The organism is Acidocella aquatica (assembly GCF_030160635.1).
Classification (GTDB): Bacteria; Pseudomonadota; Alphaproteobacteria; order Acetobacterales; family Acetobacteraceae; genus Acidocella; species Acidocella aquatica.
Genome location: NZ_BSOS01000077.1, coordinates 17,311 through 32,961, shown reverse-complemented (window position 1 = coordinate 32,961; position 15,651 = coordinate 17,311). Strand labels below are relative to the sequence as shown.

At 56.6% G+C, this 15,651-nt stretch carries 15 protein-coding genes; 9 read left to right on the top strand and 6 right to left on the bottom strand.

The genetic code is table 11. From position 1 onward, the window contains the following. Both QQJ84_RS14125 and QQJ84_RS14120 read right to left on the bottom strand, forming a co-directional pair. Nucleotides 1–431: nuclear transport factor 2 family protein (locus QQJ84_RS14125; RefSeq protein ID WP_284258948.1), on the bottom strand; the 431-nt coding region annotated here is incomplete at its 3' end. After that, nucleotides 428–1,699, bottom strand: coding sequence for a sulfotransferase family protein (locus QQJ84_RS14120; protein WP_284258947.1), 1,272 nt, complete (start codon nucleotides 1,697–1,699; stop codon nucleotides 428–430). The genes QQJ84_RS14120 and QQJ84_RS14125, both read right to left, overlap by 4 nt. Before the next feature lie 198 nt (nucleotides 1,700–1,897). Here QQJ84_RS14120 and QQJ84_RS14115 point away from each other — a divergent pair, with 198 nt between their 5' ends. From QQJ84_RS14115 to QQJ84_RS14105, 3 genes are all read left to right on the top strand, one after another. Then, on the top strand, nucleotides 1,898–2,773 hold the full coding sequence (locus QQJ84_RS14115) for a helix-turn-helix domain-containing protein (protein ID WP_284258946.1): 876 nt from the start codon (nucleotides 1,898–1,900) through the stop codon (nucleotides 2,771–2,773). 111 nt (nucleotides 2,774–2,884) lie between these two features. Further along, complete coding sequence (locus QQJ84_RS14110; RefSeq protein WP_284258945.1) at nucleotides 2,885–3,670, top strand: SDR family NAD(P)-dependent oxidoreductase; 786 nt, start codon at nucleotides 2,885–2,887, stop codon at nucleotides 3,668–3,670. A gap of 39 nt (nucleotides 3,671–3,709) precedes the next feature. Further along, entirely contained in the window at nucleotides 3,710–4,219 is a 510-nt protein-coding gene (locus QQJ84_RS14105; protein WP_284258944.1) for a VOC family protein, read from the top strand. Between the two features lie 134 nt (nucleotides 4,220–4,353). On the opposite strand, the gene QQJ84_RS14100 is transcribed toward QQJ84_RS14105, so the two are convergent. Then, the gene (locus tag QQJ84_RS14100; RefSeq protein ID WP_284258943.1) at nucleotides 4,354–5,529 is read right to left on the bottom strand and encodes a phosphotransferase; all 1,176 of its coding nucleotides are present in this window, start codon (nucleotides 5,527–5,529) and stop codon (nucleotides 4,354–4,356) included. Between the two features lie 171 nt (nucleotides 5,530–5,700). On the opposite strand from QQJ84_RS14100, the gene QQJ84_RS14095 reads away from it, so the two are divergent. The 6 genes from QQJ84_RS14095 to QQJ84_RS14070 all read left to right on the top strand — a co-directional run bounded on the left by QQJ84_RS14095 (nucleotide 5,701) and on the right by QQJ84_RS14070 (nucleotide 11,954). Beyond that, entirely contained in the window at nucleotides 5,701–6,906 is a 1,206-nt protein-coding gene (locus QQJ84_RS14095) for a DUF1214 domain-containing protein (RefSeq protein ID WP_284258942.1), read from the top strand. 384 nt (nucleotides 6,907–7,290) lie between these two features. After that, complete coding sequence (locus QQJ84_RS14090) at nucleotides 7,291–8,094, top strand: SDR family NAD(P)-dependent oxidoreductase (RefSeq protein ID WP_284258941.1); 804 nt, start codon at nucleotides 7,291–7,293, stop codon at nucleotides 8,092–8,094. Between the two features lie 30 nt (nucleotides 8,095–8,124). Then, nucleotides 8,125–9,324: a sulfotransferase family protein gene (locus QQJ84_RS14085; RefSeq protein WP_284258940.1), complete on the top strand. Its 1,200-nt coding sequence runs from the start codon at nucleotides 8,125–8,127 to the stop codon at nucleotides 9,322–9,324. 12 nt (nucleotides 9,325–9,336) lie between these two features. Beyond that, the gene (locus tag QQJ84_RS14080) at nucleotides 9,337–10,602 is read left to right on the top strand and encodes a hypothetical protein (protein ID WP_284258939.1); all 1,266 of its coding nucleotides are present in this window, start codon (nucleotides 9,337–9,339) and stop codon (nucleotides 10,600–10,602) included. A gap of 15 nt (nucleotides 10,603–10,617) precedes the next feature. Next, entirely contained in the window at nucleotides 10,618–11,178 is a 561-nt protein-coding gene (locus QQJ84_RS14075) for a VOC family protein (RefSeq protein WP_284258938.1), read from the top strand. Next, the gene (locus tag QQJ84_RS14070; protein WP_284258937.1) at nucleotides 11,175–11,954 is read left to right on the top strand and encodes an SDR family NAD(P)-dependent oxidoreductase; all 780 of its coding nucleotides are present in this window, start codon (nucleotides 11,175–11,177) and stop codon (nucleotides 11,952–11,954) included. Before QQJ84_RS14075 ends, QQJ84_RS14070 begins: the two co-directional genes overlap by 4 nt. A 448-nt stretch (nucleotides 11,955–12,402) precedes the next feature. Here the strand turns inward: QQJ84_RS14070 and QQJ84_RS14065 are convergent, their stop codons facing one another. The 3 genes from QQJ84_RS14065 to QQJ84_RS14055 all read right to left on the bottom strand — a co-directional run bounded on the left by QQJ84_RS14065 (nucleotide 12,403) and on the right by QQJ84_RS14055 (nucleotide 15,645). Beyond that, complete coding sequence (locus tag QQJ84_RS14065; protein WP_284258936.1) at nucleotides 12,403–13,401, bottom strand: cytochrome P450; 999 nt, start codon at nucleotides 13,399–13,401, stop codon at nucleotides 12,403–12,405. A gap of 284 nt (nucleotides 13,402–13,685) precedes the next feature. After that, the gene (locus tag QQJ84_RS14060; protein WP_284258935.1) at nucleotides 13,686–14,237 is read right to left on the bottom strand and encodes a 3-phenylpropionate/cinnamic acid dioxygenase subunit beta; all 552 of its coding nucleotides are present in this window, start codon (nucleotides 14,235–14,237) and stop codon (nucleotides 13,686–13,688) included. A gap of 28 nt (nucleotides 14,238–14,265) precedes the next feature. Further along, entirely contained in the window at nucleotides 14,266–15,645 is a 1,380-nt protein-coding gene (locus QQJ84_RS14055) for a Rieske 2Fe-2S domain-containing protein (RefSeq protein WP_284258934.1), read from the bottom strand. Nucleotides 15,646–15,651: the final 6 nt, after the last annotated feature.

Below are 15,651 nucleotides of genomic sequence, written 5' to 3'. Positions count from 1 at the left end.
ATGTGCGGTTGTGCAGGGATGGCCAAAGAAATCAAACCAAAACAGCTTCGTGAATAATAGCGGCTAATTTTCCAGCCGCGTTCGGTGCGTGTGAACTCATCCTCATACCAGCCGGCAGCCTGGTGAACTTCGCTGTCCAGGGTGCCCGGCATCAACAGAGCATCGACGTAGCTACGCACGGTAGCATGATCGTCCTTGCCTTCAACAACAAAGTTGCTCATGCGGTGCAGCGTTGAGCCAACGGAGGCATGCACCTCTTGCATGAATTTGGTGATTTCATCGGGCCCGGTCCAACTTCCAAAGCTGCCGTAGTCGCCTATAAAATTCTCGGCAAAACAGGTGCGCAAAAGCGGCCAGTCGCGGCGGTCGATGCCGGTGGCGTAGCGCGTCAGCACGGCGATAATTTCGTGTTCGTCCGTGATGCCGATCATGCGACTTCGGCTTTCACGGGAAACCGCGCAAAATAGAAGCCGAAAGATTTACGGATGGCCTCGGCGGTAAGGCCGAAGTCGCCTTCCAGGTCATATTCCAGCCGTCCCTTGTCCTGTTCCCCGTGTGCTTCGAGATACGCATGAAGCTCGGCCAGCGCGGCATCGGTAAGCGGCAAGCCAGCGCGGGCGTAGATTTCGCGTAAAATGGCGTCGGGGTTTTTGATCCACTCATGGAAATAGACATCAATGGTTTGCGCCACGGGCAATATGTCGCGATCGCGCACGCAGGCGCGCAGCAGGCGCTCATAGCGATCCGGCCAATAGGATGCGGGCTCCGCGGGCGAGATTTTTTTACGCAGGATGCGCGCCGCATAGAGGGCCATGGTCATCGCCGAGCGGATGGAGCCGACCGGGTCGCGGTGGGTGAGGACAAAGGTGGCGTCTGGGAACGTGTCGTACAGCGCTGGGAGTTGTTCCATATGCTGCGGGCATTTGATGACCCAGCGGTTCGGGCCGCGCAGGAAGGTGAGAACCTGCATGGCTTTTTTCATGTAGGCGTAAGGGCCGCGCTGGTCCTGCGAGAGATAGAAATCCCGCCAGCGCGGCACATGGGCCAGCCATTCTATTAAATAGGAGGAGAAATCCAGCGCCTGGAGTTCGATGTCCTCACTGATATGATCGGCGGAGAACTCGTGCATGATCGCCATATAGGGCAGCAGGGATTCATAGGCCTGCCAGCCTTGCGCCGCGCGGGTGTGGCGGGGGTTGGGGTCAGCCTGCGTGGGTTCGTCGCCGGGGGCTGGAACGGGGGCAATAGCCTCCCACCATGGCAGGGAGCGCAGGCGTTTGTCCGCGCTGAGCAGGCCCAGAAGATGCGTCGTGCCCGAGCGCGGCAGCCCGGCGACGATGATCGGGCGGTCGATGTGGATGGCAAGAATTTCCGGGTGCCGGCGGATAATGTCCTCCATGCGCAGCCTGGTGGCGGCGTAGCGCACGGTCATCTGGAACAAATTCGCCCTGGTGATTGCTGAGGCGTTGTCGTCTTCATCGATGGATTGCAACCAGACAGCCAGGCGCGGCAGGAAGTCCACCGCGCCAAAATCAGTCAACCCGGTCTCGGCGCGGGCCGCCGCCAACACCGCTTCCACGCTGAACGTGACCGGATGCGCCGCCGCCATGGCCAGTGCGCCCTGCTGGAGCGCGGTGAGGACCGGGCTTTTAAGGTCGGTAAGTTTGATGATCGGCGGGTTCGTGGCGGCGCTTCGCATGGCGGTCCTTATTTATGACGCAGCCTCCAACAAGCACTTTGGGCGCACCCGCGGCAACGGGGAACTCTATCTTCTACCCGCCAAAAGATAGTAGCGTGCGACATGCGAGTAATCATGATCGTCCGCGAGACAGTATAACGACATGCGCTCGCCACGTGGAAACCTTAGAACCGCGTGAGCCAAAAAGGAAAACTGGAAATGCCGGGAACATTTTTACTTGCCGGGGGGGAACTGCCGGACGCTTTCGAGGTCAACGTCCGGGGACATATGGAATTACCCCAGGCGACGATTGAACTGCATGACTATAATTTTGGCCAGCCACAGCGAGCGAGGTTCGAGTCCTCCCGCAGCTTTCTTGATCTGGCGCTGTCGCACCGGCCAGGCACACCCCGCGGCAGCTATGCCGGCCCGCCCGGCCGAAGCGGGCAGCCGCTGGGGGATGTCATCTTCATTCCGGCAAATCATGGTCTGCAAAGCGAATGGGGAGCCGGAAGACAGAGTTCGGTGTGCTGCGCATTCGGTGATCTGGCCCCTGGCGGGCCGGATGACTGGACGCCCGACTGGCTGGATGCAAGCCTGGACGTCCGCAGCTCGTTTGTCCACAATGCCATGCTCCGCCTGGCGAATGAACTTGAAACCCCAGGCTTTGGCTCCGAGTTGATGGCCGAGGCGCTTTGCCTACAAATATCCGTGGAACTGGCGCGCTATTTTCGCGGCTCCAAGGCGAGGCTGAATGAGGCACAATGCCGCCTGCGGCCGGCTGAGCTGCGCAAGATCGAGGAAATACTGGAAAGGCCCGGCAAGCCGGCCAGCATTTCCGAACTGGCGGCGGAATGCGGCTTCAGCTCACGTCATTTTTTTAGGGTTTTCCGCGCTACGACCGGCATGACATTGTCTGAGTTCGCGGGCAACCGTAAGATCGAGCGAGCAAAGGCGTTACTCAGCGCCCGCAAGCCGGCGATCAAGGAAATTGCCTGGCTATGCGGCTTTGAAACTGCCGCCGCATTCTCTGCGGCTTTCCGCCGGGCCACCAGCCTCACGCCACGCGCCTACCGAGCAGCCCTGATAGGCTGAGCCCTTTTCTTGGCGGCCCGGGAACGCTGGTGGCGCTGGAGCGCAAGTTTTATCGATTGCCGCACGGATTTTGATGGCGCAGGTTAAAAAAAGTCGGGAGAGGATCAAATATTGGCTTCGAATCCATTCGATTTATCCGGTAAAGTGGCGCTGGTAACCGGCGCCAACGCCGGTATCGGTCTTGCCTTCGCGCGGGGCTTGGCACGGGCGGGGGCGGATGTCGTCATCTGGGGGCGGCGAGTGGAACGTAATCATGCCGCCGTAGAGGAACTCAGTGCATTTGGTACAAGAGTACGTTCTCGCGAGGTTGATGTGCGCTCCGAAGGCGCTGTGCGGGAAAGTGTCGATGCGCTGATCGAAGAATTTGGCCATATCGACATTGCCGTGGCCAATGCCGGCATCGCGACACAAGCCCCGTTTCCGGAGTTGAGCAGCGAACTTTATCACGGCTTGCTGAATGTGAGTTTGCACGGTTCGGTGTACACGCTGCGGGAAGTTTCCCGGCATATGGTGGCGCAGGCACAGGCGGGGCATCCTGGCGGGTCGTTGATTATCTGTGGCAGCGGCTCGATCTTCCAGGGCGTGCCGGCGCTGGGCCATTATGCCATGGCTAAAGGCGCACTCGCGGCACTTTCCAAAACGCTGGCCGCCGAGCTTGGCCCCTATGGCATTCGCTGCAATGTCATCGCTCCCGGTTTCATCGCGACTGAAATGACTTACGCCAGCCCTGAAATAGGTACCGCAATTGCCGCAGCGGTGATTCCGAAAGTGCCGTTGGGCCGCGTTGGCACGCCGGAAGACCTGGAAGGTGCTGTGGTTTATCTGGCAAGCGATGCCGCGCGCTACCATACCGGCGACACGCTGGTGATCGACGGCGGCAAGCTCAACGCAAACTAACACTGGTTAAAACGTAGATTATAGAATCGAGATGAAAGCATGTTCGCACGGAAAAATGCACACCACCATCAGGTGGCCTACGTCACCAATGACATCACCCGTGCCATTGCTTTGTTTGAGAAGAATTACGCCAGTCCGGGGTTTTTCCTCTTCAATAATGTCGCCACTGGTGCCGCCAAGCCGGGCGACCCGGAATTGCGCATCGCGCTTTCCCATGTCAACGGCGTTGAGATCGAGCTGATCGAGCCGGTCGGCGATACCGCGCCGTTGTTCAGCGACGGCTTGCTGCAAGGACTGGAGCTGGAGATTCGATTCCACCATATCGCGATCCGTATCGACGGGCCGATCGAAAACTGGGAGGCGCATGTCGCGTCCATCAACACCGCGCACCACCCGATTGTGTATCAGGGCTCGCTCGGCGAGGATCTGCGTTATATCTACACCGACGAGCGTTCCTGTGTCGGCCATTATGTCGAACACGTGTGGATGTCAGCGCGAGTCCTGGAACAGATTGCTGCCGCCCGGCCCTCGTTTCCACCACGCGGATAATCGGCGCACCCAAAAGTAAGAGGGCCGGTATTCGACGATCATGCTGGCTTCTGGTTCACCGATTTCAGTCGGCATCGCTGGCGCATTCGCCCGCGCGGAAATTTTATGCCGATTAACCCAAATACGCTCTTGCCTCAGAGCACTTGCGCAACCAGCTTCGCGGTCTCAAGGTCCTCATAAGCCGTCGTCAGCCGGAGATGATTAAGCACGTTAATCTCCCAGCCGTAGTTCACGACCGGCGTTGTCAGCCAGCCTACGTAAACGCCCCACACCAGCGTCCGGCGGTATTCCACCCAAGCCTGCTCGAAAGACAGTGGCGTTTGCACACCATTCGCCGCCAAGCGATCGAGATAATACGATAGCAACTCACGTTCGTTGTTGCGCCTGTCAGCAATGGAGAGCGATGTCGTGATGAGGTAATTCACATCGTGCATGGCGTGACCGCGCACCATCAACTGCCAATCCAGCAGCCCGCCGCGAACACCGGGCAGCAGATAGGTGTTGCCAATATGCGTATCGCCATGCAGCAGCGTTTGTGGCAACGTTGCCTGATGCCGTTGCACGGCCTGCACGCCGGCAAGCAGTTGCGGGCCAGTCGTGCGCAGACGCTGAACCAATTCACGCTTGAAATTTTCGGTGTCGATCTCGTGCTGAATATAGGCTGGCGCCATCTCGTTCATCATGGTGGCAACACCACCCGCAAGATGCGTCTCCACCCAAGCCAGATCGCTGGAGAACCGTGGTGACTCCCAAAAGCCCGCGTGCAAGCTGGCAACGGTGTCCAACAGAGCCCGCACCTCGGCCAATTCCACTTTTTTCGTGACATTGGGAAAGCGCGCCCCCCTGGTGGAAAGATCCTCCAGCAATAGCCCAAACCGGTTGGAGGAGGGGTCAAAATCACCGCCAAAACAACGTGGGGCCTCAAGCCTCAGGCCGGGGCGTATCTTGCGATAAAAAGCAACCTCATTCGCATAAAATGGCGACATAACCGCGTCGTCGACACGCGCCACTTTCAAGACCAGCCGGGTTGGCCAATCCGCCGCCGCACCGGCTTCATAGCGCACATTTAAAAATACCCTCCCAGCCGTAGAAACCATTTCCTCACCGTAGGTTTTGGCTTCAACCACTTCCACATCCCCTACCCGGACCTGTGGCGATATTTCGGCGATAAGACCATTCAGATAGACCGGATTAATCCCTTCGGCAGAAACAGGGTGCATGTGCGTCAAAACCTGAAGCCTTTCAAACCTGTTATAAATCAAGATGCTTAGACTGGTGGGGCAATATCTTGGACCGTCCGCAAAATTCAACACCACTCCTTATGCGCCTTGGCTTAAGCAGACTAACCTATCGAAAGTGAGACGGGTGCCGTCATGGCGGTAGAGCAATGGTCTTGACGTTAAAGACACGCTCAACGCCCTTGTTTGCCCGCCATGGGATGATACATCCTTTGCGTCATGGAATTTGATGGGAGCGGCGTTATGAATCATACACTGGCGCCGGCGGCTGATGCTGGGTCCTGGGACCAGTTTGTCGATCAGCTGAAACCTCTGGGCTCGCGGCTTCTGAATCGTCTTCCTAAAAATCTCCGAGACGATCCGCATGTGGTGCAAGAGGCTTGGCGCCTGCTGCTCGCTGGCTTGGTCCGCGCCACAAACGACGCTGTCATCGGCGATCGCCGGTATCCTATCTTCGTACCGGAACTGCATATCGCGCAGAATATTTTCCAGCCGAATGCCGATACCATCTACAAAACGGCGATGATCGATGGCTCCGGGACCTACCGTATCAAGGGCGATCGCGGCACGGTGCGGATGTTCATGCTCGCCCAGCTAGGGCCAGATACGTTGCGCACCGGAAAGCCTTCTCCTGCTCTGTTACAATATGATTTTGATGCGTTGACGCGTGACGAAAATGAAAATTTTGATGTCGTCCTCAGCCAGAAGTGCCCCGCTGGCCATACCGGCGACTGGTGGGAGTTGCACCCCAGCACTGAAAAATTCATGGTGCGAATTGTCAGTTGCCGGTGGGGTGAAGAGCGCGAACCGCGATTTGGAATCGACCGGTTGGATGTGCCGCCTAATAAGGGCCGGCTACCGGCGGCTGATCTAGCTGAGCGCCTGGCGGAAATTCCAATGATCGCAGGAAATGCAGCTTGTTTTTTTCCCGATCATGTCGATGAGCTTCGGCAACAGGGGCATATCAATAGCCTTAAAGTCGTGGATTTCGGGAATATGACCGGGTTGAACCGACAAGCCTATTACGAGGGTGCCTATGAACTTCGCGACGATGAAGCGCTGCTCGTCGAAGTAAAAATTCCCCAAGACGTTGCCTACTGGTCATTGATTTTAACAAATGAGATTTATGAGACCATTGATTGGTATAATAACCAAAGCAGCCTTAATGATGCACAAGCACGGCTTGATGACGACGGTTATTTCCGCGCCGTGATTTCATCGCGCGATCCGGGGATTCACAACTGGCTCGATACCTCCGGCAATCCCCGCGGCGCAATTCAGGGGCGATGGTTTGGCACTGATGAGCGGCCGACGCCGACAATCCGTAGAGTCTCCCTTGCGCGGATACGAACGGAGCTCCCTGAACAGACGCCGATGATTTCCAAAGAAGAACGCGAGACTGCCCTCAGAGCCAGGCGGATTCATGCGCAGATGCGGACAATCTGGTAACCGCCGTACGTCATTCAAAAACCATGATACTGCCGCCATGAAAACGGTATCATCCCGGACTTGAGCCATCGGCAACACATGCGAGGAGAACGATTTCAAGTCCTGAATTTTTTGTACATAAGCACCGATTATGAAAGCTACGTCCAGTCCGCGACCTCGACGTCGCATTTACGAGACTCCTTGCTCGTTTTTAACACGTTTATGAATATCTCCCGAGGTAAGCCTCATATATCCAGCATGCCACCCAAAAACCACCCTGAATCCGGAATAATGCGTAGCGCGAGGCGGCCGCCATAAACAGTACCAACCGTTCGATAGGCGAATTTCGCTCCAATCCGGCATTCATGAGAGTAGAAACAGCAAAACATTCAGGGGAACCGACCGATGACAGATGCAGTGCTCGACCGCAGCCGCTATGGCGCCTGGGCCGTGATCGCCGGCGGGTCCGACGGCACGGGAGCGTGCTTTGCGGCTGAGGCGGCGGCATCCGGAATAAACCTGTTGCTGGTCGCCAGGCGTCCAGCCCCCCTGGAAGCGTTGGCGGCCGAGCTTCGGCGGAAATATGGCGTGGAAGTCCGCACCTTATCGCTTGATTTGAACGCGGCTGATGCCGCGCAGCGCATGGCGGAAGCAGCGAAGGACCTGGAAGTCGGATTGTATATTTCCAACGCCGGTGCAGAGAAGGGCGGGCATTATTTTCATGATACGCCATGGGAGACGATCCAGGGGTTGATCGCACGCAATGTGCTGACAGCTACCGCCGCCTGTCACCATTTTGGCGGATTGATGCGTGCTCGGGGCCGGGGTGGCATTGTGCTGATGAGTTCCGGCGCGGGGCTGGGCGGGCAGCCGAGGGTAGCTGCATATTCCGCCGTGAAGGCATATGTATTGAATCTCGCTGAATCACTCTGGTCGGAATTGCGCCCATGCGGCGTTGATGTGATCGGTATCGCGGCGCCGATCATGGAAACGCCGACGCTGCGTGCGACGCTGGGAGACATGCAGATACCGGATATCTTCGATCCCGGGGAAGTCGCGCACAATGCCCTGGTACGGCTACCTTTCGGATGCAGTTATATCTATTCAATCGACGGTACGCAGGAAGCTTCCGAACAACAGACCGTTGTGCGGCGCGAGCGTGTTGTCGCGCTGGAAAAAATCGTCAACGATCTTTTTGGTGTCCAATGAGGTATTGGCCCCCAAATGCGGCGGCACATATTGGAAGACGAAAAAATGTCCAACCATGATGATCATGAAATTCTGGACGAGCAACGCGCTATGGACCGTGCTGAAGCCTCGACCGGCTTACATGATTGGGGCAATGACCTCAGTTTTAAAACTGGCCTGAAAATCTTAATCCAGTCAGTTGAGGAGATGCACCCTTCCCCGGAATTCCGCGATACGGTTTCCAAACGGATCCAGCGGATACTTGAAACGCGACTACATTTGGTTGATGACGCGAAACAGCATCCCGAAATCGAACAACAGAAAATTGAACGGCCGATTGCCATTATCGGCCTACCTCGCACCGGAACCACGATTACCTACGACCTGATAACCCTTGACCCGGCCGTGCGTGCGCCCCGTGAGTTTGAGATGCTGCTGCCCTGGCCGGCTTCTGATGCGGCAACCTTCGCAACCGATCCGCGCATCGCGATCATCCAGGCGATGAATGACAATTACTTGAAACACGCGCCGCAGCTTAAGGAAATTCAACGCCTGGATTGCACCCTGGCGGGGGAATGCAACCATGGCATGACTTATCATTTTGCCGGAAGTAACTTCCCCGCCGAATTCGGTGTGCCGCGTTTTGCCAAATGGGTGACCGACGAAATTCCAGAAGGGTTGTACCGGACTCATAAACGCTTGTTACAGGAGTTTCAGTGGAAAGGCCCCAAGGGACGATGGGTTATTAAATCACCGCATCATTTATTTGACTTGGGAGGCTTGACTAAGGCCTATCCAGATATCGGCATGATCTGGACGCATCGCGACCCGGTGGCTACCATGTCCTCGCTTTCCAGCATGATCGCTGCGTTGCAGGCGGCGGTCGGGCAAGGCGGCGATTTACATGCGGTCGGGCGCTCAGTGGTGGATATGTGGTGTACCGCCATGGCGCGGGCCACACGTGTTCGGGCGGAGAATCCTGCAATCGAAACCAAAATTCTTGACTTGGCTCATCGCGACATCGTACTCGATCCGATTGGTTCGATCCGCCGGATTTATGCCCGGTTTGACCAGCCCTTCACTGTGGATTTCGAAGCGCGCATCAGAACATTTCTGACCGAAAACCCCTCTGCCACGAGGCTCGGTAAGCATAAACACACACCCTCCCAATTCGGCATCGACCCCGAGGAAGTTCATACACGACTTGCCGGGTACTATGAACGGTTCGGTTCATTCCTTCAAAAACCTTGAAAAAATGATCCCATGAACAATTCAACACCGCCTAGCCCACTTGCCACCGATGATCAACGCAAAGCGGAAAAACTGGCGCTACGTCTGATCGAGGATCCACGTATCCGCGCAGCCCGCGAAGAGGCCCGGGCAACGTTGCGCGCCGACAAGGTTGCAGCATTACCTGACGGTTATCTCGGCCTGGATCGTGCGCTCGACCAATGGATTTTGGCGCTGACGATGCGTTGCATCAATGCCGATCCATGGCGCCCGAAAGTGCTCTGGAACGTATATAATGCGCCGCGCTATTGGTTCGGGCATGTGTACGCCGGCGCCGCGGTTGCCATCGACAATCCTGACAACAGCAACCGCGAAATTTCGGTCGATGGTGATTCCGCTTACATAATTCATGGTCGCTTTGGCAAGCCAGCGACCCAATTCATGATCGAGATTGTGGTTGATTTCGATCACTATGCCGGGATTGGCCGTACCCTTTCCGCGTTGACCACGCAAAACATTGTCTCTGATACGGACGGCAACTTCACTATCACCATTGATTCGCAACTCGCCCATGGCCGGGTTAATCATCTGCAATCGGCAGCGGGAAAACTCAACTGGATGTTCATGCGCGACAGCATGGCCGACTGGCGGCAGAACATCACCACCTTGCGCGTTGAACGCACCGCCGGTCCACCCGCACTGCCCGAGCGAACGGAGGATGAGATCGTCGGCGATATCGTGACGTCGATGCCGGTGTGGGTAGAATTTTGGCGCGGATTCAAGGATGATTTTCTGGGCTACCCAGAACCCAATCGGCTCGTCGGCCCAAACGGAAGGCCAGGCGGCTGGGGATTTCTCTCGGGTGGGCGCTTCCACATCAGCGGTGGCCAAGCTGTCGTCATTACAGTTACCGATGGTGACGCTAATTACACCGGCTGCCAGATTTCCGATCCGTGGACCATTTCGCCTGATCCTGTAACCCGCTTGGCCAGCCTTAATAAATCCCAGATTTTGCCAAACCCGGATGACAGCATCACCTACGTCCTCGCCGCACGCGACCCCGGCGTGCATAATTGGATCGACACGGTGGGGTTGCTCGATGGGTGGATGATGCTGCGCTGGCAGGGTGTGCCGGCCACGACCGATCCGGCAACGCTGGTCCGTTCGATTAAGACTGTAAACCTGGACGATCTGGCCTCGGCATTGCCGGCGGGCACGCCGCAAGCCACGCTGGCCAGCCGGTCCGCGCAGATCGCCCGCCGGATCGCGGAATTTGCCGTCCGCTTCGTGGAAGAATGAAGGAGTCCTGATGCGATGATGCAGCCCCCAGGATCAATTTTTGAACTTTGCCATGTCGTGGATGACATCGACAAGGCCATTGCTCATTGGATCAATTCGATGGGCGCCGGACCGTTTTTCGTTGGGGAGATGACGTTTCAAAATGGGCATCGCTACCGCGGTAAGCCCGCGGTGCTCAGCATGCGCGTAGCGTTCGCCTTCTCGGGCGGGTTGCTGATTGAGCTGATTGAGCCGCTGGAGGGCGATGAGTCGGTGTTCACCGAGGTGCTGAAAACGCGTGGCCCGGGATATCACCATGTTATGCTGCGCGAGGATTACGACACCGGCTATGCACGCCTGAGCGCACAGGGTTTTGCCGTGGCCCTCGAGAGCACCACGCCGCTCGGCGAGCGCTGCGCCTTGTTCGACACACAGACGGTCAATGGCGGGTTTATCGAGGTAATGGACCTGCACATCGCGTTCGGCCACCTGACCGAGGCAATGGCCGCCGCACACCAGACCTTCGATGGCACCGAGCCGCAGCGCCCCTTGGCGGCATTGTTTGCCACGCTGAAACATGAGGAAAATCTTACATGAAATCTGTACTCGATCGTTTTCGGTTGGATGGGCGCACGGCAATTCTGACCGGCGTTGGGCCAGGGGTCGGAGAGCATGTGGCGAAAGCCTATGCCGAACTAGGCGCGAATGTGGTGATCTCGGCACGCAGCCAGGACCGGCTGGACCGGATTGCCGCTGAAATTAACGCGGGTGGTGGCGGACGCGCGGTCGCTGTGGCAGCCGATGCGGGAGTTAAAGGAGATTTGCAGCGGTTGGTGGATACCGCGCATGAGCATTTTGGTCCCGTGTATATTGTCTTCAATAATGCGGCGGCGGGCGTGGTGTACGCAAAGGACGGCGGACTATGGGCGAACACTGATGAGGTGTGGAAAAACGCAATCGATGTTAATGTGCTTGCAACTTGGCGGCTTACCGAGATGACCGCCAAGGACATGGAAGCGCATGGCAAAGGCAGCATTATCTCCGTGCAAAGCTGCGGCGGTTTCACGCCCATTCCGCCAGCAGTTGCATATGGCGTGAGCAAGGCGGCGCTCGCATTCCTCACCCGCTCGCTGGCGAAAACCCAGGCGCCGCACACACGTGTCAATGCGCTATGCGTCGGGTCGATGAGTCCTGACGGCCAGGAATTGGATATTCATAAAGGGCTAGGCTTGGCGGAACGCAACGCGATTAAGCGCTTTGGCGCTGCGGATGAAGCCGTGGGTGCCGCGATTCTGCTGGCTGGTAATGCTTCCAGCTACACCACCGGCAGTACTATATTTGTGGAAGGCGGGCGGGTCGGCACGATCGCCTGAATACCCACTGGCTGGTCCAGAAAAATTGTGGCCACCCGGATATTAATGAAGCATGACGATCGAACTGAACAAATTGGACGGTGTCGCGGCACTAATCATATAGCATGGTTGTTGCCAAGCGTCTGGCCTATGGAGTGGATGTGCTATCCGGCGAAGAAGCCTGCGGGCTTTGACTGGTAGATTAAATCGCGGAACAAAATACCGGCGAATGGGCTTTGGAACTTGCCCGTGAGCTTACCAGACAGCCTGCGCAATAAGAACAGTTCATGAAGGAATATTTTACGACCAATGCGACCGTAAGCGATGAAGTATCTGATCTTGCCACAAATGATTTGCTCCACGGCAACCGATGAAACGCAAGTCATTTTTAAAAAATTCTCAGTGAAAGAATAGACCAAGATAACGGCCCGTTCTGCAATATGGGCCGTTATCTTATTGCAAGCGGTTGCTAGACGTCCCAGACCAGCGGCAAATCGAGTATCTGGATCATACCGAGGTGGAATTCTACGTTCGTGCCGGGTGCCAGACGGAACGGCGGAATGGCTTTCAGGAACTCCGTCATCGCCAGAGCTAGTTCGCGGCGTGCGAGGTGCATGCCGAGGCATAGATGAGGCCCTGTCGCAAAGCCCATGTGTTTGGGCTTACGGTCAAGGATAACCTCGTTTGGGCGGTCGAACTCCTCGGGGTCACGGCAGGCGAGCGTGGTCGACATCGCGACCTTGTCACCCGGCAGCATGCGTACGCCGTTAACGGTAGTTTCCTTGACGCAGACGCGGAAGGTGGTAACCGCTGCATAGGCGCGCAGCATTTCCTCAATGGCATCCGGGATGGCCTCGGGGTGCGCGCGCAGATACGCCTGATGCTCCGGGTGCGTGGCAAGATGCCAGAACTGTACACCCAGATTAGTGGAAACCGTATCCAGCCCGCCGATGAAGAGGTTGAAGGCAAAGCCCAGAACTTCGTCATCGGTGAATTTCTGTCCCTGAACTTCCGCCGCGAGCGCGAAGCTGATGACATCATCACCAGGGTTTTTCTTGCGCTCCGCGATCACACCACGCAAATAATCTACCACCTTGCGCGTCGCGGACTTGATCATTTCCAGATCATGGCCATGCAGCATGTCGGTTTCCCATTCCAGGAACATCTTCAAGTTCTCGCGTGGGAGGGCGAGCAATTGCAGGACGACTGTAATAGGGAACTCAAAAGCAAATTCATGCATGAACTCGCAATGGCCACGTTGTTTAAATTTGCCAAGGAACTCCTGGGCGTAGTCAAACAACACGCTATCCAGCTTGCGCACGGCTGCCGGGGTGAACAGCGGGAATATCAGGGCGCGATACGGGGCATGGTTTGGCGGGTCCATTTCGGCAGGAACCAGATGCCAATTCTCCCCGAGCAGTTCGGCGAACGGCGCGAAGCCGCGATTGGAGAAATGCGCGGTGTCCATGTAAATCTGCCTCATATCCGCGGCGCGGCGGACAACCCAGGCCGGTCCTTCACCCGGGTAGGCGTTCGTTGCCCAGAACACCGGCGGCATCTGATGGATGAGTGGTACAATTTCGTTATACGGATCGCCTTTTAAGGTTTTACCGAAGACGAAGGGGTATTCGAAAACCAGGTTCTGGGGAACATGTGCAGGCGTAGTCTTTGGGAAACCTGAAAAAATTGACATTGACATGTCCTTTGGTTTTTTACTTTTTTTGTCACGACTCGAGCAGCTTGGGTATTGTGCTACAGGAAGATTGCAAGATTCGGCATGCCCAGCACAACCTGATCAAGCAGAACCTTGCGGTTGGTAAGCAGGAAGCGGTCGCCAACCCAACGTAGACGATCATGGCGCTCTGCGCTGAGATGCTTGTAGTCACGGGCATCGGCACGGTTACGCGTGAGCAGCAGATAGCTTACAACTTCATACTCATCCGGCGTGTCGGTTTCATATACCATGATGTTGGAAACGAAACGGCGTACGCGCGAGGCCGGGTCCTCAGACCAAGCGCTGGTCGTGTTCACCAAGCGGTCAACGCGCACCAAAATCGAGGCATAATCGTCATCATAATGCCCGGTGCTGGCAAATTCGTGCTCGAAATCCTGCACGCGCCGGGTCACGCGGACTGGCACAAAATATATCAGGTCCTCGGCCAAAGTCTTGGTCCAGTCATTCAGCAAACGATGATCCAGCAGATGCGCTTCGCGGATCAAGAATGCCGCGACTTGATTGTAGATGGGGGAGCCGAAGATGACCTCGGCCCGTTCACTCTTTGCGGTCTTCTCAATAGTGGGCATGTTTAAAACCTTTCAGATTACCGGACGTTCAGCGGGTCATGATTGCGTGATAGTTTTTCCACCAGTTCCACTGGCAGTCATCCTTGCTGAAGCCTTCATAAACTTCAGCTTTATCTGGCCAATCGGCAGCACGTGTTTGGCCGAGAATCGCCTGATACTTCATGGTCTCGGTCCGCCCCACCACGCCGCGAGCAGATTCGGACATATGCGGCCAGGTGTCGCTGTCGTCCTGCTCGATCACGCCCGACGTGCCAACGCCTTGTGCGCAAGCCGCGCGCATCATCGCTTTCACGTTTTCAGAAGTATCATTTTCCGCGAAGAACCAAGTGGACCACTCAAAGTGATGCGGACCACGCGGATTCATTGTGTGCAGCACCAATCCCGAGCCGAGTGAGCCGTCGCGCAGCGGCACGTAGATGAACAGGATGCCCACGTTCGGGAAAATATTGCCCACCACTGGCGGCGCCTTTGCCAACACATGCATCTGCTCCGGGCTCATATGCTTGGCAAGCTGCGGCAGCAATTCCTTGGTAATACCCGGAGGCGGCATCAGCTCCAGGCGCTGCGCATCGGTCATGTCCTCTGTGGTGGAGCCGGCCATCATCGTGAATGTGGTGTCGGCGGGGATGCAGCGCAGCGTGTGCCCGTTGCCGGCCACGTTAACGCCATACATCGCTGGCGCGGATTCATGCGCAGAGTTCGGCTCGCCACCCATAACGCCGCGTTCCAGCAGCGATTGATGCAACGTGAGCATATGATAACCATCACTCGCGGATTGCTCGCCGGCGGTCTTCCAATTGGCGTCAATCGTCAGGCGCTGCGGCGGCCCGAGCACTTCCAGCCCATTGTCCGTGCGCTGGAATAACATGTCGTAATAAAATTTCATCTCGCCCAGGGATTCCTCGAACGAAGGGCCATTCTGGTCGAAGCTCGCGAAGATCAATCCACCATATAGATGAACGCGCGCCTGTTTAAGGCCCAGTTCCTTTTTGGTCTTGATTTTGCCGTGCATCTGCTCGCGCTCAACAGGTGCACCGATGAAGCTGCCATCCGGACGGAAGGCCCAGCCGTGATAAATACATTTATGCGCGCGCGTATTTCCGGAATCGGAAATACAGACATGCATACCACGATGCGGACAAACATTGAGCGAAACATGCACTGAGCCATCGGGGCTACGCGCCACGATCACCTGGTCCTCACCCATGAAACGCACGACATAGTCGTTGGGGTTGGGAATCTCTGTGTCGTGGCCAAGCATCAGCCATGACTTCGCGAATATGCGGTGTAGTTCTTCCTCGTAAATTGCCTCGTCGTGCAGCACGGCAAGAGAGACTTCACGATTTTCAAGATCAATGTAACGCGAAATGGAGTCTTTGGCGAACCCCTTTTGTACGTTGTCAAGCATGGATGG